A 25,703-nucleotide genomic window follows, 5' to 3' on the forward strand; every position below is an offset into this window, starting at 1 on the left:
GTCCTTTTCAATTCGTCGCGCGGATGGGCTGGAAGTCGAGGGTGGCGGAGAGGAACCCCTCGAGGTCGTCCCAGGGGATCATGTGGCCGGCCTTTTCGACGATGCGCACGTCGATGCCGGGCTTCAGTTGCCGGATTTCGTCGATGTCGGCCGCGCCGATCACGGTCGCGCCACCGGCAACGACCAGTCGGGCCGGCGCGGTGATCTCGGGAAGGTCGGCATGGATGTCGTCGATGTGGAAACCGTCATAGGCGGTGCGGATCGCATCGAGCTGGCAAGTGTGCAGCCACTCGGCTCGCAGGGCATTCTGCCCATCTGTCCAACTCGGACAAAAACTGCGCATGTCTTGTCCCGAACAGCCCTTCTGCGCCATCCGGATGGAGTCCTCGTACCAGCTCCAGGCTGAGGGATAGGCACGCCGTCCCGGGCCTGAAACCGGAGGATCGACGAGTATCAAGCCCGAAAATGCATCGGGAGCCTGGCGGGCCGCACGGATAGCCGTGCGCGCACCCATTGAGTGGCCAAGCACAACCGGACGGCTGATCCCTGCCGTCGTCGCCAATGCCACGACGTCCGCTGCCATGGCATCCAGCGAATAATCAAGGTTGCCCGCCTCACTCAGTCCGCGACCGCGCACGTCGAGTACATGCACATCGAAGGCCTCGGCCAATCTCTCGGCCACAAAACCCCAGGTGATGGCAGGCGAAGTAATGCCGGGAACCAGCAACATTGTCGGCCCGTGCCCCGGGAAATGCAGGAGATGTTGGCGGATTCCATTTGCATGAACATGATATCCCTTTGCCATCTGTCCGCCCTCCTCAATAGGCGCCGGACAGCAGTGTGCCGCCGCCCGGTACCCACCTATTTAGATCAAGGGCCTGCAGCATCTGCCAGGTGGTGGCAATGGCGGCCGTCAGAACCGGCTTGCCCGTCATCGCCTCGACCATGGAAACGGCCGGCAGTGACGGCATCTGGACGCAAGCCGAAAGCACCACGACATCCACGTCGTTGGTTTTCATGCCCTTGACGATTTCCGGCAGGTTCATCGGGTCATGGGCGGCCACAGCCAAGTTGTCCGGGATTTCCAGCGCGCGCCAGTCCGAGACTTCGATCCCTTCGTTGCGAATGTAGGAAACGACCAACTCCGTGAGCGGCTTCATGTAAGGCGCCACCAGCGCGATGCGCTTGGCGCCGATAGCCTTGAGGCCGTCTACGAGCGCTCCGGCAGACGTCACCACCGGCGCCGGATTGCCGTTCGCGACCGTGATGCCATGCAGGCGCGCCTGGCTTTGGCGATGATATCCGAGCCCCATCGCCATGATTGCCACCAGACAGGCATAACCCATCACATCGACCCGGGCATCGGAAAGTTCTAGCGCGCAGCGGTCGCTGTCTGCATCCATGGCCGCCAGCTCCTCCTTCGTCACGTGCTTCATCCGCATGCGCGAGGAATGAAAGGTGAAGCGTTCGGGCGCGATCATCTCGCGTGCACGCAGCAGCGCCGGGATTTCCGTCTCCATCGTAACGTTCGAGCTCGGGACGATCTGGCCGATCCGATAGGTTCTCATTGCATGGCTCCATCGATCTGATGGAGGGATGTTAATTATTCATTTGAATAATAACAAGCACAAATTTTCGGCTGGCCTAGGAATTGGGCAGCGGCCGTCTAGACGGGTGCGCGCAGTCCCGCTGCGAGGAAGCGGACGAGCTGGTCGAGCATTTCGTCCTTGCCGAAGGATATCAGGTGACCTTCGGTGAGATCGCTGATGCGCCCCAAGTCGTTGAGCATGAAAAGATATGCGCCGACAAGAAAGGCCATACGCACGCTGATGATGTCCTTGGGAACCTGCGGCAGCACCTGTGAAAGCGCCGATATATAGCGCTTGACCGAAGCGTCGTAGACTTCCCTTCGAAGACGTAGCGCATGCTCCTCAGGCTCAGCATGCAGCCGCGCCTGCATCGCGACGAAGGCTGCGCCATTGGGGCTCGAATACTTCATGTCCCACTGTGGTTTGAGGTAGGCAAAAACAAGATCCTCGACCGATGGGTTTTCGCTGATCTCTAAAAGCCGATCCAGGTTGACGTGTCTATGTCCCGCCAAAACTCCGCCGCGCCGCCTGAAGCATTCATCGAAGAGGTCGGCCTTCGAGCCGAAATAATACCGGATCAGCGCCTGATTGACCCCCGCAAGAGAGGCAATTTCCCGCAGATTGGCACCTTCGAAGCCTGCTTCCGCGAACGCCAATTCGGCATGATCCAAAATACTGTCGCGCAAGTCCGAGGCCTTCCCAAAGCTATCGGTTCTCGGAGGTCGCCCCGGACTGCGGTTTTTTGTTTGGAGCTTTTGCTCGGCCACGCGATCGTCCTCGTCAGGCGCTTGCGCGCTTTTTCACTGGCAGTGTTTAGGCCGTTTATTATCTTAATGTATAATTTTATATCAGACGTTTCAGCAACTGCAGAAGTTGCTCCCTTTCCGAAGGCGCTAAAGGGGCAAGCGTAGTCTCGCTGCTGCCTTTCACGTCCGGCAGCACTGCATCGAGCAGCCGGCAGCCGGTGTCGGTGATGAAGAGCGTGTAGCGTCTTCGATCTTCGCCGTCCTTCTCCACATGGATCAGATCTCTCGCCAGCAGGCGCGACACGACGCCCTTGGTGGTGGCGCCATCCATCCCGACAAGACGGCCGAGAGCGTTTTGCGAAAGCGGCTCCGACGCCTCACGCAGCCGGTAGAGTGTGGAGAATTGCGTCGGCGTCAATCCGCCCGTCATACGTTCCATGAAGAGGGCCATATGCCTCTGATAGGCGAGACGCAGCAAGAAGCCGACCTGCTCGTCAAGGACGTAACTTTCGTTCGGGTCGGTCATCGGCGATTTCCAGCTTCTGAAGAAACATGGTCGAACTGCAACATCCCAATGCCTGACGTCAAGCCGGAATCCCGCATGCGCTGTCGATGAAGCGGCCGCTGGCGCAGCAAAGGCAAGCGCGGGGTACAGACTGCTTAAAAATCCAACAACCGCGTTTATTGCCTGCCGATTATGCAAAAAATCCGCTGGTGCCGCGCAAATTCGTTTGCATACAAACAAGTTTTCTGCTGAATTCCGGACAAGGGTCAAAAAGAGAGCCCGAGGGAACCGATGACGAATACGCTCGAACTGACGGTGAATGGGACAGTGCGCCTCCTTCAGCATCCCGGGGAACGAACACTTCTCGACGTCTTGAGAGATGAACTCGGTCTCAAGGGGGCAAAGTATGGCTGCGGCAAGGCGCAATGCGGCGCCTGCACCGTGCTCATCGACGGTTCGCCGGCACGGGCATGCATGCTGCGTGCAAAACGTGCCGTTGGACATGACGTTACCACGCTCGAAGGCCTAGCCGATCCTGTGACCGGAGCTCTTTCTTTGGTCCAGAGGGCCTTTCTCGAGTGCGAAGGCGCGCAATGCGGATACTGCCTGAACGGAATGGTCATGACCGCTGCCGCGCTCCTGCGAAATAACCCGTCACCGACGCGAGAAGACATTCGCGCGGCTCTGCGCCACAATCTTTGTCGTTGCGGAACGCATCTGGAGATCATCGCTTCCGTCGAACGCGCGGCCGAGCTGATGCGTGGAGCCCAGCATGACTGAAAGTCTTCCCCCCGGCAGCCTCTCGATCTATGACGAATTCTCGGTCGGCCCGGCCGTCTTCCTGAGAATGGACGAGCGTGGTGTTGCCACTGGTTACAACGGCCACGTGGATCTTGGCACCGGCATCGACACTGCGCTCTCCCAGATCGTCGCGGAGGAACTGGATCTGCCGTTGAGTGCGGTGCATATGGTGCTTGGCGATACGGCTTCGACCCCGGACCAGGGGCCGACCATCGCGTCCGAAACGATCCAGGTCGCCGCCATTCCGCTGCGCCTGGCAGCCGCCCAGGCCCGCCTCTTCCTGGCGGCGGAGGCTGCCCGTCGCTTCAACGCCCCCATAGATGGCATCGCGATCGAGGCAGGCTGCGTCGGCTGGCAAGACAAATCCTGTGGTTATGGTGACCTGATTGCCGGACAGGATGTTGCGCTCAAGCTCGACCGGACAACTCCGGTCAAGCCTCCGGCGAACTATCGCATCGTCGGCCAAAGGACCGGACGCCGTGACCTTTCGGACAAGCTGCGCGGGACACATCCCTACATTCATGACGTAGACATTGCGGGTATGGTGCACGGCCATGTCATCCGGCCGCCTTATGCCGGACGCGACAGCGGAGCCTTCGTCGGACACAGCCTCATCCGTTACGACGAAGCCGCCGTGCGAAACCTTCCCGGTTTCATCGCGGTCGTCCGCCACGGCGATTTCCTTGGTGTGGTGGCAGAGCGGGCCGACCAGGCCCAACTCATCGCGGAGGCCTTGCCGGCGCATTGGCACCTGCCGCCTGACATCCCTGACATGGCCGATCTGCGCCAGACGCTGAAGGATCATCCCTCCACGCCGCGCAGTCTTGATCGTGCCGGTGATTTTGACCGGGCTATTGCCGAATGCGACGTGGCCCGGCAACGCACCTATGTCTGGCCTTATCACGAACACGGTTCCATCGGCCCGTCCTGCGCCATCGCCGACTGGAACGGAGGCACGCCACTGGTCTGGTCCGGCACGCAGAACCCGCACATGCTGCGCGATGATCTGGCCATCCTTGTCGGAGTGCCGACTGAGCGGATCGAAATCCGCCGCTATCAGGCTGCCGGCTGCTACGGGCGCAATTGCGCCGACGATGTTTGCGGCGACGCGTTGCTTCTGTCGCGCGCCACCAGCCGGCCAGTCAGGGTCCAGCTCACCCGCGCGCAGGAGCATCTTTGGGAGCCCAAAGGCGCCGCGCAACTCATGGAGGTGAACGGTGGGCTAAAGGCCGGCGCGCTGCATGCCTATGCCATCGACACCTGGTATCCATCCAACCGGGGGCCGAACCTGTCGCTGCTGCTGACAGGCAGCACCAGCTCGGAGGCGCGACCTTCCGACATGGGCGACCGCACCATTATCCCGCCTTATCGGGTCCCTCACAGGCGCATCACGGTGCATGACATGGCGCCGATCGTGCGGGCTGCATGGATGCGCGGTGTTTCCGCCCTGCCCAACACCTTTGCCCATGAGAGTTTCGTGGATGAAATGGCTTACGAGGCCGGCGAGGATCCGGTTGCCTTCCGGCTGCGTCATCTCGACGATCCGCGGGAGGCCGATCTTGTCCGCCGCACGGCCGAACAGGCAGGATGGGCGGAGCGCGTCGGTCCGCGCCTGCGTCGCGAAGGTCGTATGGCCTTCGGTCAGGGTTTTGCCTTCGCCACCTATGTGCATGGCACCTTCCCCGGCACGGCGGCGGCTTCCGCCGCCTGGGTGGTGGATGTCGCTGTGGACACGGAAACCGGCGAGGTCGCGCTCACCCGCATCTTCATCGGCCAGGATCAGGGACTCGTCATCAATCCGGATGGCGTGCGCCAGCAGATCCATGGCAATGCCATTCAGACGGCAAGCCGGGTGCTGCTCGAGGAAGTCACCTTCAACGAAATTTCTCCCACACCGCGAAGCTGGGCGGCTTATCCGATCCAGACTTTTCCTGCCGTGCCCGAGATCGAGACCATGCTGATCGCGCGGCCGGACGATCCTCCGCTCGGCGTTGGCGAAAGCGCGGCGGTGCCGAGTGCGGCGGCCATCGCCAATGCTATTTTCGACGCAACGGGCGTGCGCATGCGCGAAGTGCCGTTTACACCGGAGAAAATGCGCGCAGCGCTCGCAGCTTCGGGGACCATGCCCGCCCTCGCCGCCGCAGAGGCTCGCCCGCTCCGGAGCCGGAGCCCGCTGCGCAAGAAACTGCTCGGGCTTGGCGCCGTCATCGGCGGCATGCTTGCGATGGGTACGATCGCCCTGCCGCTCAATCGGTCCATTGCACCTTCCGCTGCGCCTGCGTCCGGCATTTTCTCCAAGGAGACACTCGAACGTGGCCGGCAGGTGTTTGCGCTTGGTAACTGCGCCACATGTCACACCGCCGATGGTGGGCTGCCCAATGCAGGCGGGCGCCCAATGGTCACCCCCTTCGGCACGGTCTATTCCACCAATATTACCCCCGAGCCGGAAACAGGTCTTGGCCGCTGGAGTTTCGAGGCGTTCGAGCGTGCGATGCGTCATGGCATCAGCCGCGATGGCCATAACCTCTACCCGGCCTTCCCCTACACGTCCTTTGCCAGGATCAACAGCGAGGACATGCTCTCGCTTTACGCCTACATCCAGACGCTGACGCCCGTGCGCCAGGAAACGCCACCGTCACGAATGATCGCGCCGACCAACCTGCGCCCGGCCCTCGCCGCATGGAACTGGCTCTATCACGACGCCGCGCCCTTCACGCCCGATCCGGTCCGTAGCGAGACATGGAACCGCGGCAAATATCTGGTCGAGGCGGCGGGCCACTGTTCCGCCTGCCATGCCCCGCGCAATATCGCCGGCGCAGAACTGCCCGAGCTGACCGGAGCCATGATCAAGGGCTGGTATGCCCCGGCCCTTGCCGGGCCGCTGGCCGCCGCCCGCGGCTGGAACGAAGACACGCTGTTTTCCTATCTGCGCCGCGGGCATTCCGAAGCAGCAACTGCATCCGGCCCGATGGCGGAAGTCGCTGCCAGCCTTACCGCCCTGCCTGATGGTGATATCCGCGCTATGGCCACGTATCTGGCCTCATTGAGCGGAATTGATACCGCACCCGCCGTGTCCGTGCCTGAGGCCAGACTTGCACCCTCGCGGGCCAGCCGGATCTACGAAAGCGCCTGCGCCGTCTGCCATGAGCCCGCGCTTGCCGGGACAGTCACGGCGGCTCTTGCGCCGATCAGCCGGTCGGCGGCACTGCGCGCGCCCCTGCCCGATGCCCTCTTCTCCGTTCTGGACGAGGGTCTGAAGGCGCCGGACGGGCTGGATCTGCGCGACATGCCGTCCTTTAACGGCGAATTCACAGACACGGAGCGGGAAGCCCTCGCTAGCTATCTGCGGCAGCGCTTCGCCCCCGATTTGCCACCCTGGTAGCGCCGGAGGACCGCGATCGCGCTGGGTCCCCGGCCGATCAGGGTTCACTTCCGACAACGACAACGGCCGGTTCGCATTAGCATTGTTTGTTAGCCAACAATATGCCTGACAGAAGAAGGACAAACCCATGAGCATGAATATTGAGAAGGTCGAGATCGCCGTCATCGGAGCGGGCCTTGGCGGCGCCGCGGCAGCAGCCCTGCTGGCCGGCGCCGGGTTCTCCGTGCATAGCTTCGAACAGGCCCCCGCCTTCACGCGTCTGGGCGCCGGCATTCACATTGGCCCGAACGTGATGAAAATCTTCCGCCGCATCGGCATTGAGAAGAAGCTGGAGCAGATCGGCTCCCATCCGGATTTCTGGTTCTCCCGTGATGGCATGACCGGCGACTATCTCTCGCGCATTCCTCTCGGCGATTATGGCCGCAAGGAATACGGTGCCTCCTACATCACCATCCACCGCGGCGACATGCATGCGGTCCAGATAGACGCGCTGCCGCAGGACAAGGTTCATTTCGGCCACCGCCTGACCGGCATCGAGGAGCGCGAGACCGACGTGCTGCTCACATTCGAGAATGGACGGCGGGTTGCTGCCGGTCTTGTCGTCGGCGCCGACGGCATCAATTCCATGATCCGCGACATGCTGCTCGGGCCCGAAAAACCGCGCTTCTCCGGCTGGATCGGCCACCGCGCTCTCGTCAACATGGACAAGCTGGGTGGTTCCGGCCTCGAGTTCGAAGCTTGCGTCAAATGGTGGTGGGAAGCCTCTCGCCACATCATGGCCTATGCCACCAAGGGCAATGGCAGCGAATATTATTATGTCACCGGCGTGCCGGTGGACAGCTGGGAGCATGAAACCAGTTTCGTCGACAGTTCGCGAGAGGAGATGGAAGCGATATTCGGAGGTTCCCATCCGATGGTGCAGGCACTGGTCGATGCCACCGAAACCGTCACGAAATGGCCTTTCTGGAACCGCGACCCATTAAACCTTTGGAGCCGTGGCCGTCTCGTGATGCTGGGTGACGCATGCCACCCCATGCGTCCGCATATGGCGCAGGGCGCCTGTATGGCCATCGAGGACGCAGCGATCCTGGTGCGATGCCTCGAAGAAAGCGGCATGGCTGACTATAGGGACGCCTTCTCGCTTTATGAGGCTACACGGCGTGAACGGGCCACCAAGGTGCAGACCATATCCAACGCCAACACCTGGCTGAAGCAGCCGGAAGATCCTGCTTGGGTCTATGCCTACGACCCGCTGACCGCCCCCCTCGGCTGAACCAGCGACCGTTCACACTTTCGAAACAAGGCGCCGAGCGGGCCTGCCGGAAATAGTCCGGCCGGCCATGCAGCTGTTTTGTTGTTCGGAGCGATGGCCCGGGCATCAGGCGTTTGCGATAAACTCGACTTTTCCATCCACGACCAATTGCATGTGAGGGGCGTCCGGCCGCTCGATCTGGCGTACCAGCCCCTCGACCAGGCTGCGCCCGACGGCCACCATATCGACGGTATGGGCGATGAGAGGGGCGGACAGGTAGCGACACATATGCGTGTTGTCACGAACTACGATGTGAAAATCGCGACCAACGGTCAGGCCTTTTCGGCGCGCAGCACTCAGCGCTCCGAGAAGGCCGAGTTCGTTGGCACAGACCAGGCCTGTCGGCGGTTCCGGAAGATCCAGCAGACGCGCGACCCAGCGTTCACTCGCCTCCATGGTGAAATCCTCGTGCCCGATCAGCTGAGGATCGATTGAAAGCCCCGCTCCAGTCATGGCCTTGGCATAACCGGCCATACGCACGGTGCTGTACTGGTCCTCGCGGGTCAGCAGTTGAAGCGCAATGCGCCGGCACCCTCGTTCGAGCAGCATATTGGCGGCCTGGAAGGCTATGCCCTCGTTATCGACATCCACGAAAGCGTAGTCGAGCGCACTGCCGCTGCGGCCGAAGGCGATGAACGGAATGCTGCGGTCGAGGAGAAACGGTATGCGCGGATCTTCCGAGACCATTCGGGTAATCACGATTCCATCGGCGCCGCCGGCATGGATCAGTCGACTGAGATTCTCCTGCGGATCTTCCTCGGGTGTCGTGGAATATATCGAGAGGCTATACCCGTGTTCTCGTGCGGCGAGCGTCAGCCCTTCGATCAGTGGCAGCTTCGCGATGTCCGACAGGTAGTCGCGGGTTTCCATCGGAAGTATTGCGGTCAGCGCCTGTGTGAGACCTGTGCGCAAAGCCCTGCCATGGAAGTTCGGGACATAGCCCGCAGCGTTGGCGACAGCCTTTACACGCTTGATGGTGTCTGGATGAACCTCCGGTCCGTCCTTCAATGCCCTGGAAACTGTCGTCACCGAAAGACCTAGCTCTGTCGCGATCTGCCTCAGATTGGGTCTCGAATTCACTGCCATCGCGTCTGTCAATCTTCCGTGGTTCGCTTCTTCAATACACTGCCCTTTCCGCCGGAAGATTGGAAGTGGGATGGTTGAGGGACAAGATTCCACTTGACGAAAGCGCCGACATCTATCAATCGTAACGTTACGATTTCGAAAAATCGGGCGTTAGACCCCAAGAATCGTCATTCAGAGGTGAACAAAGGAGATATCGAATGTTTCGTATGCTGCGCCTATCCGTGGCTGCTATCGCCATGACCGCCGCCGGCCCGCTGGCTGCACAGACACTGACCATCACAACCGCCGGCGGGGACTATGGAACCGCCATGAAACAAGCCATGTGGGAACCTGCGGCCCGCGAGCTTGGCCTCGACGTGCGTGAAGAAACCCAGAGCGACGGCTTTGCAGCACTCAAAATGCAGGTCACTTCAGGTGCAGTCACGACCGACATTATCCACCTCGGGTCGCCGGAAGGTGCGCAGGCTGCCGCTCAAGGACTGCTGGAGCCGCTGGACTATTCCGTCATCGACGGCAAATCACTGCCGGCAGGCGCGCAATCGGAGTACTGCTATCCCTTCAGTTCCTACGGCACTGTGATGGCGTGGAACACAAAGACCATCGGCAACAATCCGCCGAAGACCTGGGCCGAATTCTGGGACGTCAAGGCATTTCCCGGAACCCGCGCGCTACGCGCCAATGCGCAGGATCTCATAGAGATAGCACTTCTCTCGCAAGGGGTGGCGCCAAATGAAGTTTACAACGTCCTGAGCGCATCAGGGGGGCTGGAGCGTGCAATCGCCCGTCTCGAAGAGCTGAAGCCAAATGTTGCGATCTGGTGGACGTCGGGTGCGCAATCGGCCCAGATCCTGAAGGACGGCGAAGCCGATCTGGTCGTCACCTGGAATGGTCGCGCCCAAAGCGTCAAGACAGACGGCGGTGCTGCCGACTACAGTTTCAAGGGCTCAGTCATCGGTACAGACTGCCTTGCCGTTCCGAAAGGCGCGGCAAACAAGGATGCCGCCATGAAGCTCATCGCGGCGATGACGAAGCCAGAAAGAGGCGCGAAGCTGACGGATTTCATCGCTTATGGACCGGTCAACCCGAAGGCCTATGAGGGTGGATTGATCCCGGCGGAACGGATGCAACTCCTCGCCACCGCTCCCGGCAATGTCGAGACTTCCGTTTTCTCCAAGGCCGACTGGTGGCTGAAAAATGGTGAAGCTGCCCAGGTCGCCTTCGACGAAATGATGAACCGTTGACGGACAGGGAGCAGGTATCAAGATGGCCATAACCTCGCTTCCCATAACCATCGACACCGTAAGGAAAGTCTTCGGTTCCTATGTGGCGCTGAACGATGTTTCGCTGGAGGTTGCTGCCGGCGAATTCCTCACCCTGCTCGGTCCTTCAGGATCGGGCAAGACAACGCTGTTGATGGCACTTGCGGGGTTTGTCCGTCCGGATAGCGGCTCCCTAACCATCGGCGGCCGGGATGTCACCCGGCTGTCCCCGGAAAGAAGGGAAATCGGAATCGTCTTCCAGAATTACGCGCTCTTCCCACACATGAGCGTGCTTGCCAACGTAGCGTATCCACTGATGCTGCGTCATGTGCCAAAGGTCGAGGCTCGCGAGCGGGCAATGGGCGCCTTGGCTAGGGTCGAGCTATCAGGTTACGGCGACCGCAACATCGCCGCCCTGTCGGGCGGCCAGCGGCAGCGCGTTGCACTGGCGCGTGCCATTGTATTCGAGCCGCGTGTCATGCTGATGGACGAGCCCCTCTCCGCGCTGGACAAGAACCTGCGTGAACACATGCAGTTCGAAATCCGACGCCTGCACGACGATCTCGGTATCACGACGATCTATGTGACGCATGATCAGAGGGAGGCACTGACGATGTCCGACCGAATTGCAGTTATGGATGCCGGCGAGATCCAGCAGATCGGCGCACCCTCCGAGATCTATCATCATCCGACCAACCGCTTCGTCGCGGAATTCATGGGCGAAGCCAACATTCTTCCCGCAGCAAGCCTGACGCGGATGAACGGATCGACGCAAGCCCCTCAGGGATTTGCAATGATCAGGGCAGAAAGTTTCCATCTTGACGCCGCCGATGCGGAACCTGACGCGATCGCGATCACAGGCAGCCTCTCCGCCAAGGCTTTCCGCGGCGAGAATTGGCTTCTCAATGTGGAAACCGAGGCCGGCGCTCTGGTCATGTTGAGCGTGCCCGCAACCCGCGCTGCGGGCTGCGCTGAGCTGAAAACCGGTCAGGTGATAACCGCCTATGCGGCGGCCGCGAGCGTGCATAGATTGCCCGAGGGGGCCGGGAAATGAACACTGCAGCTCTTTTGCAGGACGTCCGGCGAGAACGCCGCTTCTTCCTGTCGCTTGCCGTGCCGGCCTTGGTGCTTGTCGGTCTGGCGGCTATCCTGCCGGTGATATGGATCCTGCGCCAATCGTTCCTGACCATGGCGGGCGACTTAACGACCGCCAATTACGAAAAGATCCTTTCGAGCGGTCTCACCTGGTCCGCGGTCGGCACCACCCTCGCCTTGTCTGGCGCGACGTTGGTCATCTGCATGGTCCTTGGCATTCCTTTGGCATTGACCTTGGCCAGCACCAAAACGCGCATCGCAAACAGGGTCCTGATCCTGATCATGCTGCCGCTTTGGACATCCATCCTGGTCCGCACCTATGGCTGGCTGGTACTCCTGCGGCGTGACGGTCTCGTCAATTCTACCTTGCAGAGCCTCGGCCTCACGGACACGCCTTTGCCGCTGGCCTACAATTTCACCGGCACGCTGATCGGCATGGTTCACTACATGCTGCCGCTCTTCGTTCTGCCGATCTATGCCGCGATGCGAGATATCGACAACAATGTGATCCGCGCTTCCGCCAGTATGGGTGCGAGCCTCTGGCACTGCGTGCGAACCATCATCCTGCCGCTTTCAGCCGGCGGAATCCTGTCAGGCTCAACCATCGTATTCATCTACACGCTTGGTTTCTTCATCACGCCTGCAATTCTTGGGGGCGGCAAAGTCAACCCGATCTCCGTCCGCATCGATCGCACCCTCTCGACATTTCAGGACTGGGGTTCGGCCAGCGCGCTTGGCGTTCTGCTCCTTGTTCTGGTGCTGCTAACTGGTGGCATGCTGTTCGGCCTCCGCTGGTTTCTGATGAAGGGTGCACGCCATGCTTGACGCCTATTACGGCAGCCGACTGACCAAGGTGGCCCTTTGGATCTTCTCAGCACTCGTTCTCGTCTTTCTCATGCTGCCCACTTTGATCGTGGTGCCACTGTCCTTTTCGGCCTCGGATCTCCTGGAATTTCCGCCGAGGGCCTGGTCGCTTCGCTGGTACGAGGCTTTCTTCTCGTCGGCCGTGTGGATGGCTGCGTTGAGAACCAGCCTGCTTCTGGGTGTGCTGACGGCCGCGATTGCGGTGCCGATCAGCTTTCTGGCATGTTTCGCCATCAACAGGTTCGGCGGGCGAAGCGCGGGAGCGATCTACGGTTTTCTCCTGTCTCCGTCGGTGACGCCCGGCATCCTTCTGGCGATCGGGCTCTTCTTTATCCTCGCGAAGCTCGGCCTCGTGGGGACCCTTACCGGCGTGCTCGTGGGACATGTGGTTCTGGCAATTCCGGTGGTGGTGATCGTGCTCTACCCCGCCATCAATCGGTTCGACTGGGCTCAGGCCCAAGCGGCCCGCAGCCTTGGGGCGGGGTGGTTCCGCACCATGGGCGGCATCATACTGCCGCAGCTGGGCCTCAGCTTAATGACCGCCGCATTGATGGCGTTCCTGACGTCCCTTGATGAGGCGGTCATCTCGATCTTCGTGGCCAACGGCCCAAGCAGCACCTTGCCGAAGCTCATGTTCATGTCCCTGCGGGATCAGATCGACCCGACCATTGCCGCCATTTCCACCTTTTGGACTCTCCTGATCTCCGTCGCGCTCTTGTTTTTCAACTTGCGCGAACGCCGTCAGACGCCGTGAAAGATAATCCATGACTGATCCTGCAATTACTCCCGTCATTCCGAAGACCGAGCTGGCGATCATCACCGGTTCAGCCAATTGGGGCCTTGCCTTTCCCGAGGATGTCGCCATGGCGGGGGTTCGCGTGCTCGCCCGTGACCTATCGTTCGATACCCCCTATGGTGTGTCGGAGAACTGGAAACTCCTGGAATTCGACGCAAGCATTGTGCAGGATCGACAGAGCAAGCGCGCGCTCTGCATGTATTCCCATGGCAATCCCCGCGATCGCATAGACCACTCCTGCCATCAACGCGCTTTCTGGGTCCTCATGGAATCTGGTGTTCGTCACGTGCTGTCCTGCTCGACGCTTGGTGCTGTCAACAAGGCCATTCAGCCTGGTGATATGGTGATCAATGCCGACATCATCGAGTTGACCCAGACCCCGTACTCACTTCTTCCTGGCCGGCAGCGTTTCGATTGTTCCGGCAAACAGATCGTCTGCCCGCATTGCGCCGCCGTCTTGGCAGACACGGCCCGCAGCCTCTGGCCCTCATCCTGCCGTGTCCATGGCATCGAACAAGGGTTGGTTGCGGCGCACGCCTATGGGCCGCGCCTGACAAGTCCCGCGGAGGCGCTGGCCTTTCGCTCGATGGGCGCAGATGTGATCAACCATTCGATAGCGCCCGAAGCGACGCTATCGCGCGAGATCGGCGCGTGCTTCGTGCCGTGCGCATTCGTCACAGCCGGATTTAATGACTATATGGATCGGAGCCGCGGCACCTTGCTCCAGGAAGGCGTGCTGCCTAGCTTGTCCATGCTAGCCTCGCGCGTCGCCCTGGAAACGGCAGCACGACTGCCGTCAGACTCGTCCTGCGGCTGCCAAGCGCTAAAATCGCCCCAGCCTGAAGAACGTTACATTCGCTTCTGAACGGTGCCCAGAGGTGATGGGCCATCAGATGAGCAGCAACGTTTTCTTCAAGGTACCCATGTCCCCCATCAGATAGCGGGGGCGTGAGCGGCTCGGATTTTGACGAGCTCTCCGGGATAATGTCGACACCACAGTGTCGGATAAAAGTCACTGCAATCGTGACGACAATAACGGACGCGGCATCCGCACCGAGCGCGGTCAATGCTGACCGCCGCACGAGCGGCACGCCGTCGAGCTCGCCCAGCAGCTTATGCTTCCCGCCCTCACCCATCCGGCTTGCCTTGCCGGCAGCGAGAATGACGATCGCGACTGACGCCTTACGCATAAGCCACCAGTCTTGCCGCGGCGACATCCGCCAGAACCGACAGGGCGAGCGAGGTTGCATCTCGCGTCGGGCCGAACATCCCGATGGGCGCCTTGATACGACCGATGTCGTCGCGTCTGAACCCCATGGCTGTCAATCGCTCGACACGCCGATGATGCGTCCGCGCGCTGCCGAGTGCGCCGATGTAAAAGGCAGGCGAGTGAAGCGCAGTCTCGAGAATGGCGGCTTCGGCGTCGAGGTCATGATGCAGGAGCACAACGGCCGTGAAGGGGTCGATGATCTCGGCTGCGACCCTGCCCCCCTCGCCCTGTTCCCTGACGATCACGTCGTAGCCGGAAGCCTCGGCCAGTCGTGCAACGGCCTGCGCTTCGATCGTCTGCCCGGAAAGGACGACGCGGGTGCGGGGACGGTAGACGGTCACGAACTCCCGCTCGAGCCAGCATGCCCGTGGCAGTGGGTCTACCGGTTCGAGGGTCTGCCGCTCTGGCGAATATGCAAGGCGGGCTGCCTGCCTCCGTTCGAGACGATCCAGAACATGCCGCAAAGCGCCGACATCTTTGAGGACATGGATTGCAACGGTGATCCCGCCGCCGCAGGGAAGGACAATGTCGAAGAAGGGAGAGCCATCGCCGAACTTGACCGTGCGGTCGCGCCCTTGCGCCATGGCCAGAAGCGCTTCGGAAGCGACGGCGGCTTCGACGCATCCGCCGGAGACATAGCCGCAGAACCGCCCGTCCGCGGCAACCGCCATATGAGCGCCGAGCGCCCGCGCAGCGCCGCCGCGGATGTCGACAAGGGTGGCAAGTGCCGTCGCGCCAAGACCCTGGGCGTCTATCGCGAAGCGAAGCAGTTCCGCCGGATCGTCGGTGGACGATGCCCTGACGGGAATTGGCGCCGTGATGGGCGCAAGTGTCTGATGCATGGGAAATCCTACAGGAATTAACGGCGGTCCGGCTTTCGGACCGCCGTCGACATAATTAGGCCACGTCCGGCAAGCCGCCGATGAGCTTGTCAAGCGTCAGTGGATAGTGCCGAACCCTGACGCCGGTCGCGTTGTAGACGGCGTTGGCGATTGCTGCCGCGACGCCGCAAAGGCCAAGCTCGCCGACGCCCTTCGCCTTCATCGGCGAGGACATCGGATCGGTCTCGTCCATGAAGATCACCTCCTGGTGCGGAATGTCGGCATGCACCGCCACTTCGTAGCTGGCGAGATCGTGGTTGACGAAGAAGCCGCGGCGGGTGTCAACCGCCAATTCCTCGGACAGCGCGCCGCCCGCCCCCATCGTCATCGCGCCGATGACCTGGCTGCGGGCCGTGATCGGGTTGAGGATCCGACCCGCCGCGCAGACTGCGAGCATCCTGCGAATGCGGCTTTCTCCCGTGGCAATGTCGACGCCAACCTCCACGAAGTGCGCGCCGAATGTCGATTGCTGATGCGTCTCGGTAAGCTCGCCCCACTTGATGGTGTCCTCGCCGACAAGACCATCCGGACCGGCAGTCTCGGCAAGAGGCACCGAGCGATTGCCCGACCGCACCGCGCCATTCTCGAAGACGACGTCTTCGGAGTTGAAGCCGAGCTTCTTGGCGATGGCCTCACGCAACTTGACGCAGGCGGCGTAGACGCCTGACGTAGAAGAATTGGCGCCGAACTGACCGCCCGAACCCGCCGACACCGGAAAACGCGAGTCGCCCAATTGGACGGCGACCTTGTCGATCGTGACTCCCATCATCTCGGCGGCCGTCTGGGCGATGATCGTGTAGCTGCCCGTCCCGATGTCGGTCATGTCGGTTTCGACCGTCACGACGCCTTCCCGGTCGAGTTTTACCCGGGCTCCGGAGGGAAGGACGAGGTTGTTGCGGAAGGCAGCGGCAACGCCCATGCCGACCAGCCAGCTGCCGTCCCGCCTGGAACCCGGTTCCCCTTTCACCCCAGCCAAACCGCTCGGCACCGAGCGTCAGGCAGCCGACGAGATTGCGCTGGGAAAAAGGCCGCTGCGGCTTTTCCGGATCGACCTGCGTGTCGTTGACGATCCGAAACTGCACAGGATCGATCCCAACTTTTTCGGCAATCTCGTCGATGGCGATTTCGAGCGCCATCAATCCGGGGGCTTCGCCCGGAGCGCGCATGGCATTGCCCTCCGGGAGGTTGAGCGTCGCCAGTCGCATCGCGGTCATCCGGTTCGCACCCGCATAGAGGAGCCGCGTCTGGTTGACGGCGGTCTCCAGTCCGCCGCCCGGAAGGTCGCCGGACCAGCTTTCGTGCGCAATGGCGGTGATCTTGCCGTCACGCTCGGTTCCAATGCGGATCCGCTGGATCGTCGCCGGCCGGTGGGTGGTGTTGTTTATCAGGAAGGGGCGGGGCAAGGCGACCTTGACGGGCCGTTTTACCGCACGCGCGCCGACAACGGCCAGCACGGCATCGGCCCGCAGAAACAGCTTGCCGCCGAAGCCGCCGCCGATAAAGGGCGACATGAGGTGGATCTTCTCCTTGTCGATGTCGAGCGTCGTCGCAAGGTCGGAACGCCACCAGTCGATCATCTGGCTGGAGGTCCAGACGGTCACCTCGTCGCCGTTCCAGGCTGCGATCGATGCGTGCGGCTCCATCATCGCATGCGACTGGTCGGGCGTCGTGTAAGACGCGTCGAGAGTGACGGGAGCTGACCTGAAGGCAGCCTCGAAGTCGCCGACCGCGGTATCTGGCTGCTGCGATTCATCCGGCTTGACGGCTGAATCCTTTGCCTTGGCGAGGTCGAACACACCTTTTTCTTCGGCATAGTCGACCTTGATCAGGGAGGCTGCGGCGCGTGCCTGCTCGAAGGTCTCGGCGACGACAACCGCGATTGCCTGGTGATAGTGTTGAACCTCGTCGCCACCGAAAAGCTTGGCGGTGTTGAACCTGCCCTTCTTCCGCTCGCCGACGTCGAGTGTCGTCACGACGGCAAGCACACCCGGAGCCGTCTTGGCGGAGGAAACGTCCATGGACCTGATGCGGCCCTTGGCGATGGCCGCACCGACAGGATAACCATAGGCGTAGGACATATTCGGATCGTGCCACTCATAGGCGTACATCGCGCGGCCGGTCGTCTTGAGCTGACCATCGATGCGGTGGATCGGCTGGCCGACGACCTTCAGATTGTCGATCGGGTTGGTTGTCGCTGGCGTATCGAACTGCATGGCTCAACCCCTTGCTTCGGCAATGACCGCGCCGAGCGTGCGCTCGACTAGGTCCACCTTGAAACGGTTCTGTTCGGTCGGGCGGGCGCCGGCAAGAAGCACGCCTGCCACCGCCCGCGCGCCTTTCGGCAGCTCGGCTTCGGCGGCCTCGATGCGCCACGGTTTGTGGGCGACGCCGCCGACGGCGACCCGTCCTGTGCCATCCGGCTGTATCACGGCTCCGACCGAGACGAGCGCGAAGGCATAGGAGGCGCGGTCTCGCACCTTGCGATAGATGTGCTTGCCGCCGATCGGGGGTGGCAGCAGGACCGCCGTGATGAACTCGCCGCGCTCAAGAACGGTTTCGATATCAGGCGTGTCGCCGGGCAACCGATGAAAGTCGGCGATCGCAATCGCACGGCGACTTCCGTCGGCCTTGACCGTTTCCACAACAGCATCGAGCGCCCGCATGGCGATGGCCATGTCACTCGGATGAGTGGCGATGCAAGCTTCGCTGGTGCCGACGACGGCATGCTGGCGGCTGAAGCCGCCGATGGCGGAACAGCCGCTGCCCGGCTGCCGCTTGTTGCACGGCTGGTTCGGGTCATAGAAATAGGGACAGCGCGTGCGCTGCAGGAGGTTGCCGGCCGTCGTCGCCTTGTTGCGCAGTTGCCCGGAGGCACCCGCGACAAGCGCCCTGGAGATCAGGCCGTAGTCGCGGCGAACGGTCTCATGAGCTGCAAGATCGGTGTTGCGGACCAAGGCGCCGATGCGAAGCCCGCCCTCCGGCGTGGGTTCGATCTTGTCGAGGCCGACACCATTGACGTCGATCAGATGCGTTGGCGTTTCGATCTCGAGCTTCATCAGGTCGAGGAGGTTGGTGCCGCCGGCGATGAACTTGGTTTCAGGATTTAAGGCAGCCGCCTTGGCCGCGGCCTCGACGGACGAGGCACGTTCATAGGTGAAGGCTCTCATGCTTTTATCCCCGCGACTTCCGAAATGGCATCGACAATGTTGGAATAGGCGCCGCATCGACAGATATTGCCGCTCATGCGTTCGCGGATCTCGGCCGGAGTGACGGCCGCCTGCGCCGTAAGATCACCAGTGACGTGGCTTGGTATGTTCGCCTTGATCTCCTCGAGCACCGCCACGGAGGAACAGATCTGTCCCGGCGTGCAGTAGCCGCACTGGAAGCCGTCATGCTTCACGAAGGCCGCCTGCATCGGATGAAGGTTTTCAGGCTGGCCGAGGCCCTCGATCGTGGTGATTTGATCGCCTTCGTGCATGACCGCCAGTGTCAGGCAGGAGTTGATGCGGTGGCCGTCGACCATGACGGTGCATGCACCGCATTGGCCGTGGTCGCATCCCTTCTTCGTGCCTGTGAGATGCAGGTGCTCGCGCAGTGCGTCGAGCAGCGACGTTCTGTTGTCGACCTCGAGATCGCGCTTCTCACCGTTCACGGCGAAGGAAACTTTGGATGTATAGGCCATGTCATTTCCTGGGGACTGTGCCGCCGCGGGCGCGACGGCTCCGGTGACCGCAATCGTCGCGGCCGACGAGATAAGTAGGTCTCGCCGGGAAATTTCCAGTTGTGTCTGGCTTGGCATGAACTGTTCCACCTTGCTCGTTGGACATAGGCGCGTCAACGCCGTCTGCAGACTTAGTGCAACTCCGCCTCCTGATTAGACCCCTTCCGTTGCATACGGTTATCGATCTGGCTCATGAATTTCCCGAGCCGCGGTCATAAGATGCCGCGAGCCACGACTTCAATGAAGTTGCCTTGGACGGGGAAGCGCCAGCGGAGCAACGCCCGCCGATGCGCGCGAAAAAAAGCAGCGCCATGCGCAAAAAATGATGCTTTTCGGGCTCATCATTATTCCCTACTCCCTATCGAAGCAGGTGACGAAAGGGGAAGACCGCATGCCCACGCCGTTTTACTGGAACGAGCTCAATACATATGATTTTGCCGGCCTCTCCCCCGAGACCACGATTGCCGTTCTGCCCATCGCTTCAACGGAACAGCACGGCCCGCATCTGCCGATCGCAACGGATGTCGCCATTGCGACCGGCATGCTGACGGAACTGAAGAGGCAGCGGCCGGAGGATCTGGACATGCTGGTCCTTCCGACACAGGAGATCGGCAAGGCCAACGAACACATCTACGGCCCCGGCACGCTGTCACTCAGTGCCGAGCTGCTCATCCCCGTCTGGACGGCGATCGGTGCAAAGGTTGCCGAAGCCGGGCTGCGGAAGATGGTGATCGTCAATTCCCACGGCGGCAATGTCGACATCATGAGCATCGTCGCGCGCGAACTGCGCGTGCGCCATCAAATGGCGGTCGTCTCCACGCAATGGGGTCGTTTCGGCCATCCGGAAGGCATGGTCAGCGATCACGAGAGCAAATACGGCATCCACGGCGGCGATGTCGAGACGTCGTTGATGCTGCATTTCCGCCCCGAGCTGGTGCGGATGGACAAGGCCCAAAACTTCGCTTCGAAGGCCGAAGGGATGCGGGAGCAATCCAAATTTCTTCAGCCTCTGCCGCCGCATTCGCTGGCCTGGATTGCGCATGACCTCAATCCCCTCGGCGTGGTCGGCGATGCCTCGATCGCAACAGCCGAAAAGGGCGAGGCGATCTGCCGCCATCAAGTCAACGGGTTCGTCGAGCTGCTCCGGGACCTCAAGGCCTATCCGCTTTCGAATCTCTATGTGAAATAGGCTCAGCCGCGGGTTTCACATCCGCTGGGATATGACCCTTGGCCTGCAATTCCTGCACCAGGCCGAGAAGTTCGGCGAGCAGATATTCGACGAAAAGGCTGGTGGCTGCGTCGAGGGGCGCACGGGCACGGGCAAACAGCTTCATCTGCTGGTAACGCGCATGCGGCTCGGCGATCGGCCGGAAGACGAGTTCACCGCGCCGGCATTCGGTGATGACGTCGAGCGGATTGAGCAGCGTCAGCCCCGTGCCGCATTTGACGAGCTGTTTCAGCATCTCCGATGCATTCGTTTCCAGTACCGGCTCGACCGAAATGGGCAGGCGCGCAAAAGCAAGGTTGATCACCTCGCGCAGGCTGGTGCCCGGCTGCGCCAGAACCAGTTTTTCTTGGGTGACATCGGCGAGGTTGATCGGCCCGGGACCGATCAGCTGATGCCCCGGCGGCAGCACGACACCGATCGGGATATCGAAATTTCCGAGCGTGCGGATGCCGGGCATGGCGGGGATGTTGAAGCCCAGACCGATATCCACCTCGCCTGATACAACGGGGCTGGCCGTCGTGCCGCCGGTGTCGTTGCGCAGCTGGACGAAGACGCGCGGATGCTCTGACAGAAAGCGCGCGATGATTTCGGGAAGCGGCCCGGCGGCAAGCCCAACGGTCGTCACCATGCGCACCTTGCCTGCCTGCTGCATCTTGAGGCTGCGGATGCGTCCCTCCAGGCGCTCGTAATTCTTCAGCACGTCGCGAATATGCTCAATGCAGAGTTCGCCGGCAGCCGTCAGCCGCAGGCCACGCGGCAGCCGCTCGAAAAGCGGCGCCCCGATCTCCTCCTCCAGCGCCAAAATCTGCCTGTTGACCGCCGACGACGCCACGTTAAGGCGCGCGGCCGCCTTGCGGATCGAACCGCAACGGGCGATCTCGTTGATGTAGAGAAGGCGTCTGGAGTGCAGCATGGTCTCTCCGATGCATAAATTTTGCGCAGGGCGCACAAATTATTTTCAGCTTTCCGACAGATGCCGAAAAGGCATCAATGCGCACGAATTTTGATGCTTTTCAAAGCGCATGGCAATGGCTCAAATTCCCACAAAAGGAGGCCGAATAAGGCCTCCCTCGGTTACAAAAGGGGAACTGCCGACCATGTTGAAAGTACAGACGAAGATCCAATTCCTGAGCTGCCTCGGCCTCGCCTCGATGCTTGCCGCCGCCTCGCCGGCGCTTGCCCTCGACAAGGTGAGCTACGGGACGAACTGGCTTGCCCAAGCTGAGCATGGCGGATTCTACCAAGCCGTCGCCGACGGCACCTATGCGAAATACGGCCTCGACGTCACCATCGTCCAGGGCGGTCCGAACGCTGCAAACAGCGCGCTGCTGATCTCCGGCAAGCTCGACTTCTACATGGGTGGTCCTCAGGGAGAGATATCCGCCGTCGAGCAGGGCATTCCGCTGGTCGATGTCGCCGCGATCTTCCAAAAGGATCCACAGGTGCTGATCGCCCATCCGGACAATGGCGTCGACAAATTCGAGGACCTCGCCAAGCTGAAAACGCTGTTCCTCAGCAAGGACGGCTACCTCACCTATTTCGAATGGATGAAGGCCAACTTCAAAGGCTTCAAGGATGAGCAGTACAAGCCCTATAACTTCAGTCCCGCCCCCTTCCTCGCAGACAAGGAGTCTGCCCAGCAGGGGTACCTGACCTCCGAACCCTACGAGATCCAGAAGCAGGCAGGCTTCGAACCGAAGGTCTTCCTGCTCGCCGACAACGGCTACTCGCCCTATTCGACGATGATCACGACGACGCAGGCGATGATCGACGGCAAGTCCGACGTCGTGCAGCGCTTCGTCGATGCCTCGATCGAGGGCTGGTACAACTACCTTTACGGCGACAACGCCAAGGCGAACGCGCTGATCAAGAAGGACAATCCTGAAATAACGGACGGCCAGATCGCCTATTCGATCACCAAGATGAAGGAATACGGCATCATCGAATCCGGCGATAGCCTCGACAAGGGCATCGGCTGCATCACTGACGCCCATTACAAGAAGTTCTTCGACGAGATGGCCGCCATCAAGGTGTTCAAGGCCGATACCGATTACACCAAGGCCTTCACGACGAAGTTCGTCTGCAAGGGCGCCGGAATGGCGCTGAAGAAGTAGGCCGACCGACAGCTCTCCTGGTCCGCCATTGAGGACGTGGCGGGCCGTATCCTCCCGCATGAACGAGACAGCAATGCTCCCAGCAGAAGCCCAGGCGGTATCCCCGAAAGAGACGCGCAAGCGGCCGCTTGTTATCATGCAGTCGGTCTCGAAGGTCTTTTCCAGCGGCACTGTCGCCCTTTCGAACATGTCGCTCACGGTCGAAAGCGGCGAGTTCGTCAGCCTGCTCGGTCCTTCCGGCTGCGGCAAGTCGACGGCGCTGCGCATCATCGCCGGTCTCGGCGATGTCACCTCGGGAACGATCGACTGGCCGAGTTCGCGCATCAATTCCAGAGGTCTGCCGGAGGGCGATATCGGCTTTGTCTTCCAGGAGCCGACGTTGATGCCCTGGAAGAACGTATTCGACAATGTCCATCTGCCGCTGAGGTTGAGGCGCGTTTCGAAGGCAGCCGCACATGATCAGATCATGGAAGTGCTAACCACCGTCGGCCTTCAGGATTTTGCCAAGGCCTATCCGCGCGAACTTTCCGGCGGCATGAAGATGCGCGTCTCGATCGCCCGTGCGCTGGTGACGAAGCCGAAGCTGCTGCTGATGGACGAGCCTTTCGCCGCGCTCGATGAGATCACCCGCCAGAAGCTCAACGACGACGTGCTGCGGCTGAGGAAGGCTACCGGCATTACAGTGATTTTCGTGACGCATTCGGTCTTCGAGTCCGCCTATCTCTCGAACCGTATCGTCGTGATGAAGGCAAGGCCCGGGCGCGTGCATGCCGACGTCCCGCTGATCACCAGCCTCGAACGCGACGCGCACTACCGCACCTCGGAAGAATACCGCAAGGCCTGCGAAACGGTATCGCATTCGCTGATCGGGGCGATCAATTCGGCAGGGGATCATTGATGAGTGACGAAACAGACACATCGCCGCTGCTCGTTAAGGGTACCGCAAGCGCAAGGCGCCGCGATCGTGCGCTGCGCATCGCCATTCCCTTCCTCGTCATCGCCCTGTTGATCCTCGTCTGGTACGCCTATGTGAAACTGTCCGGCGTGCCGCCCTATATCCTGCCAGGACCGGCCGCTGTGGCAAACGCCTTCGTGACAGATTGGGGTACGCTTGCCCCTGCCCTCTGGGTCACCACCAAGATCACCTTCATGTCGCTGATGCTGGCGCTTGTCGGCGGCGTGGGTTTTGCGATCTTCCTGGTGCAATCGCGCTGGGTCGAGCTTGCCTTCTATCCGCTCGCGGTCATCCTGCAGGTAACGCCGATCGTCGCCATCTCGCCGCTGATCCTGATCTATGCGCCGTCGACGCAGGTTGCGCTGCTGATCTGCGCCTTCCTCGTCGCATTCTTCCCGATCCTGTCGAACATGGTGCAGGGCCTGAAAAGCGTCGACCATAACCTCATCAACCTTTTCGAGCTCTATGACGCCTCGCGCTGGCAGACGCTGCTCTTTCTCAAATTGCCTGCCGCCCAACCCTATTTCATGACCGGCCTCAGGATCGGCGGCGGCCTCGCACTGATCGCCGCCGTCGTCGCCGAATTTGCCGCAGGCTCGGCCGGTGCCGGATCCGGCCTCGCCTTCCGACTGCTCGAAGCGCAGTACCGGATGAACATCCCGCGGCTCTTCGCCGCCCTGTTGATGCTCTCCATGCTGGGCGTAGCGATCTTCGGCCTCACCACCCTCATCGCCTGGCTGAGCCTCCACCGCTGGCATGAGAGCAGCATCAAACGGGAAAACTGATGACCTATTCTTTCATATCCCCGCCGAATGCGGCTCGCTTCGTGCTGAGCAATGCGACAGTGCCCGCTGTCACCCTCGAGCATGTCGACGTGCCGGTCGCGGAAGGGCTGGCCACGGTCGATATCGTCATCAGCGACGGCATGATTGCCGCCATCCGGCCGGCCGGCGCCGCACCCGCTGATTATGCCAGGACCGATCTCAGGGACGGCATGGTCTGGCCGTGCTTTGCCGATATCCATACCCATCTCGACAAAGGCCATATCTGGCCGCGCCAGGCCAATCCCGACGGCAGCTTCATGGGCGCGCTCGATGCCGTCAGGGCCGACCGGGAAGCCAACTGGTCGGCGGCAGACGTCAAACGGCGCATGGAGTTCTCGCTCCGTTCCGCCTATGCCCATGGCACCAGCCTGATCCGCACGCACCTGGATTCGCTTGCGCCTCAGCATCGCATCTCCTTCGAGGCCTTTGCCGAAATCCGGGATGCCTGGAAAGACAGGATCGCATTGCAGGCAGTCGCCCTCTTCCCGCTGGATGCCATGTCAGACAGCACCTTCTTTGCCGATCTCGTCACGACAATCCGACAGGCCGGCGGCCTGCTTGGCGGCGTCACCAGGATGGGGCCGGAGCTTGTCTGGCAGCTTGACACCCTCTTCAGGACTGCCGCGGCGCATGGCCTTGATGTCGATCTGCATGTCGACGAGACGGATGATCGCGGCGCCGAGACGCTGAAGGCAATCGCCGAGGCCGTGCTGCGCAACGGGTTCGAGGGCAAGGTGACCGCCGGCCATTGCTGCTCGCTCGCCCGCCAGGACGAAGACACCGCCGCGCGCACCGTTGAGTTGGTCGCTAAGGCAGGTATCGCCGTCATCGCGCTGCCGATGTGCAACATGTATCTGCAGGACCGCTATCCCGGCCGCACCCCGCGCTGGCGCGGTGTCACGCTGTTCAAGGAGCTGGCCGCCGCCGGTGTCGCGACCGCGGTCGCATCCGACAATACCCGTGACCCCTTCTATGCCTATGGCGATCTCGATCCGGTGGAAGTCTTCCGCGAGGCCGTGCGAATTCTGCATCTCGACCATCCGCTCGATACCGCCGCCCGCGTCGTCACCGCCTCGCCTGCCGCCATCGTCGGACGGCCGGAGAAGGGCCGCATCGCCGCCGGCAATCCTGCCGATCTCGTGCTCTTCAGCGCGCGGCGCTGGAGTGAATTCCTGTCCCGTCCTCAGGCTGACCGCGTCGTGCTTCGCCGCGGCAAGGTGATCGACCGCAGCCTGCCGGATTACCGTGAACTCGATAGCGTCGTTGGAGCCTGAC

At 61.5% G+C, this 25,703-nt stretch carries 22 protein-coding genes and 2 pseudogenes; 13 read left to right on the forward strand and 11 right to left on the reverse strand.

The genetic code is table 11. From position 1 onward, the window contains the following. Nucleotides 1-7 precede the first annotated feature (7 nt). The 4 genes from BA011_RS25130 to BA011_RS25145 form a co-directional block, all read right to left on the reverse strand. Nucleotides 8-805: an alpha/beta fold hydrolase gene (locus BA011_RS25130; RefSeq protein WP_065282765.1), complete on the reverse strand. Its 798-nt coding sequence runs from the start codon at nt 803-805 to the stop codon at nt 8-10. 13 nt (nt 806-818) lie between these two features. Next, nucleotides 819-1,520 (reverse strand): Asp/Glu racemase, encoded by a 702-nt coding sequence (locus BA011_RS25135; RefSeq protein WP_151343641.1) that lies wholly within the window; start codon nt 1,518-1,520, stop codon nt 819-821. A 146-nt stretch (nt 1,521-1,666) separates the two neighbouring features. After that, on the reverse strand, nt 1,667-2,356 hold the full coding sequence (locus BA011_RS25140; RefSeq protein WP_065282767.1) for a TetR/AcrR family transcriptional regulator: 690 nt from the start codon (nt 2,354-2,356) through the stop codon (nt 1,667-1,669). 76 nt (nt 2,357-2,432) lie between these two features. Further along, on the reverse strand, nt 2,433-2,861 hold the full coding sequence (locus BA011_RS25145; protein ID WP_062945229.1) for a MarR family winged helix-turn-helix transcriptional regulator: 429 nt from the start codon (nt 2,859-2,861) through the stop codon (nt 2,433-2,435). 270 nt (nt 2,862-3,131) lie between these two features. Between BA011_RS25145 and BA011_RS25150 the strand changes: the two genes are divergently transcribed. From BA011_RS25150 to BA011_RS25160, 3 genes are all read left to right on the forward strand, one after another. Continuing rightward, nucleotides 3,132-3,620, forward strand: coding sequence for a (2Fe-2S)-binding protein (locus BA011_RS25150; RefSeq protein WP_065282768.1), 489 nt, complete (start codon nt 3,132-3,134; stop codon nt 3,618-3,620). Further along, complete coding sequence (locus BA011_RS25155; RefSeq protein ID WP_065282769.1) at nt 3,613-7,023, forward strand: molybdopterin cofactor-binding domain-containing protein; 3,411 nt, start codon at nt 3,613-3,615, stop codon at nt 7,021-7,023. Before BA011_RS25150 ends, BA011_RS25155 begins: the two co-directional genes overlap by 8 nt. A 127-nt stretch (nt 7,024-7,150) precedes the next feature. After that, nucleotides 7,151-8,296, forward strand: coding sequence for an FAD-dependent monooxygenase (locus tag BA011_RS25160; protein ID WP_420493440.1), 1,146 nt, complete (start codon nt 7,151-7,153; stop codon nt 8,294-8,296). A 105-nt stretch (nt 8,297-8,401) separates the two neighbouring features. On the opposite strand, the gene BA011_RS25165 is transcribed toward BA011_RS25160, so the two are convergent. Further along, nucleotides 8,402-9,421 carry a LacI family DNA-binding transcriptional regulator gene (locus BA011_RS25165; protein ID WP_065282770.1) on the reverse strand — a complete coding sequence of 340 codons (1,020 nt, stop codon included), beginning with the start codon at nt 9,419-9,421 and terminating at the stop codon, nt 8,402-8,404. A gap of 197 nt (nt 9,422-9,618) precedes the next feature. Between BA011_RS25165 and BA011_RS25170 the strand changes: the two genes are divergently transcribed. The 5 genes and pseudogenes from BA011_RS25170 to BA011_RS45235 form a co-directional block, all read left to right on the forward strand. Next, on the forward strand, nt 9,619-10,662 hold the full coding sequence (locus BA011_RS25170; protein ID WP_065282771.1) for an ABC transporter substrate-binding protein: 1,044 nt from the start codon (nt 9,619-9,621) through the stop codon (nt 10,660-10,662). 22 nt (nt 10,663-10,684) lie between these two features. Then, complete coding sequence (locus BA011_RS25175; RefSeq protein ID WP_151343563.1) at nt 10,685-11,734, forward strand: ABC transporter ATP-binding protein; 1,050 nt, start codon at nt 10,685-10,687, stop codon at nt 11,732-11,734. Beyond that, the gene (locus tag BA011_RS25180; RefSeq protein WP_062945225.1) at nt 11,731-12,600 is read left to right on the forward strand and encodes an ABC transporter permease; all 870 of its coding nucleotides are present in this window, start codon (nt 11,731-11,733) and stop codon (nt 12,598-12,600) included. The genes BA011_RS25175 and BA011_RS25180 overlap by 4 nt, the downstream gene beginning before the upstream one ends. Next, nucleotides 12,593-13,393: an ABC transporter permease gene (locus BA011_RS25185; RefSeq protein WP_065282772.1), complete on the forward strand. Its 801-nt coding sequence runs from the start codon at nt 12,593-12,595 to the stop codon at nt 13,391-13,393. The genes BA011_RS25180 and BA011_RS25185 overlap by 8 nt, the downstream gene beginning before the upstream one ends. 307 nt (nt 13,394-13,700) lie before the next feature. Continuing rightward, nucleotides 13,701-14,060 (forward strand): annotated as a pseudogene (locus tag BA011_RS45235) (5'-methylthioadenosine phosphorylase); the annotation flags it as partial. A gap of 115 nt (nt 14,061-14,175) precedes the next feature. On the opposite strand, the gene BA011_RS45240 reads toward BA011_RS45235, so the two are convergent. The 5 genes and pseudogenes from BA011_RS45240 to paoA all read right to left on the reverse strand — a co-directional run bounded on the left by BA011_RS45240 (nt 14,176) and on the right by paoA (nt 19,397). Then, nucleotides 14,176-14,625, reverse strand: a complete 450-nt coding sequence (locus BA011_RS45240; RefSeq protein WP_237352730.1) for an NTP transferase domain-containing protein — start codon at nt 14,623-14,625, stop codon at nt 14,176-14,178. Next, a complete protein-coding gene (locus tag BA011_RS25195) occupies nt 14,618-15,547 on the reverse strand; it encodes an XdhC family protein (protein ID WP_065282774.1) in 930 nt (309 codons plus the stop codon). Before BA011_RS25195 ends, BA011_RS45240 begins: the two co-directional genes overlap by 8 nt. A gap of 55 nt (nt 15,548-15,602) precedes the next feature. Next, a pseudogene (gene paoC / locus BA011_RS25200) lies at nt 15,603-17,799 on the reverse strand (aldehyde oxidoreductase molybdenum-binding subunit PaoC). A gap of 3 nt (nt 17,800-17,802) precedes the next feature. Further along, nucleotides 17,803-18,753, reverse strand: coding sequence for an FAD binding domain-containing protein (locus BA011_RS25205; protein ID WP_065282775.1), 951 nt, complete (start codon nt 18,751-18,753; stop codon nt 17,803-17,805). Further along, nucleotides 18,750-19,397, reverse strand: a complete 648-nt coding sequence (paoA, locus tag BA011_RS25210; RefSeq protein ID WP_186806587.1) for an aldehyde dehydrogenase iron-sulfur subunit PaoA — start codon at nt 19,395-19,397, stop codon at nt 18,750-18,752. The genes BA011_RS25205 and paoA overlap by 4 nt, the downstream gene beginning before the upstream one ends. A 232-nt stretch (nt 19,398-19,629) precedes the next feature. On the opposite strand from paoA, the gene BA011_RS25215 reads away from it, so the two are divergent. Next, on the forward strand, nt 19,630-20,496 hold the full coding sequence (locus tag BA011_RS25215) for a creatininase family protein (protein ID WP_186806588.1): 867 nt from the start codon (nt 19,630-19,632) through the stop codon (nt 20,494-20,496). Here the strand turns inward: BA011_RS25215 and BA011_RS25220 are convergent. Next, complete coding sequence (locus tag BA011_RS25220; protein ID WP_065282777.1) at nt 20,459-21,448, reverse strand: LysR family transcriptional regulator; 990 nt, start codon at nt 21,446-21,448, stop codon at nt 20,459-20,461. The genes BA011_RS25215 and BA011_RS25220 overlap by 38 nt on opposite strands. 184 nt (nt 21,449-21,632) lie before the next feature. Between BA011_RS25220 and BA011_RS25225 the strand changes: the two genes are divergently transcribed. From BA011_RS25225 to BA011_RS25240, 4 genes are all read left to right on the forward strand, one after another. After that, nucleotides 21,633-22,649, forward strand: coding sequence for an ABC transporter substrate-binding protein (locus BA011_RS25225; RefSeq protein ID WP_065282778.1), 1,017 nt, complete (start codon nt 21,633-21,635; stop codon nt 22,647-22,649). Between the two features lie 73 nt (nt 22,650-22,722). Further along, nucleotides 22,723-23,547, forward strand: coding sequence for an ABC transporter ATP-binding protein (locus tag BA011_RS25230; RefSeq protein ID WP_065283509.1), 825 nt, complete (start codon nt 22,723-22,725; stop codon nt 23,545-23,547). After that, nucleotides 23,547-24,389 carry an ABC transporter permease gene (locus BA011_RS25235; protein WP_065282779.1) on the forward strand — a complete coding sequence of 281 codons (843 nt, stop codon included), beginning with the start codon at nt 23,547-23,549 and terminating at the stop codon, nt 24,387-24,389. Before BA011_RS25230 ends, BA011_RS25235 begins: the two co-directional genes overlap by 1 nt. Next, nucleotides 24,389-25,702 carry a cytosine deaminase gene (locus BA011_RS25240; protein ID WP_065282780.1) on the forward strand — a complete coding sequence of 438 codons (1,314 nt, stop codon included), beginning with the start codon at nt 24,389-24,391 and terminating at the stop codon, nt 25,700-25,702. The genes BA011_RS25235 and BA011_RS25240 overlap by 1 nt, the downstream gene beginning before the upstream one ends. Nucleotide 25,703 lies beyond the last annotated feature (1 nt).

Origin of the sequence: Rhizobium leguminosarum (genome assembly GCF_001679785.1) — a bacterium.
In the GTDB taxonomy this organism is placed as follows: domain Bacteria; phylum Pseudomonadota; class Alphaproteobacteria; order Rhizobiales; family Rhizobiaceae; genus Rhizobium; species Rhizobium leguminosarum_R.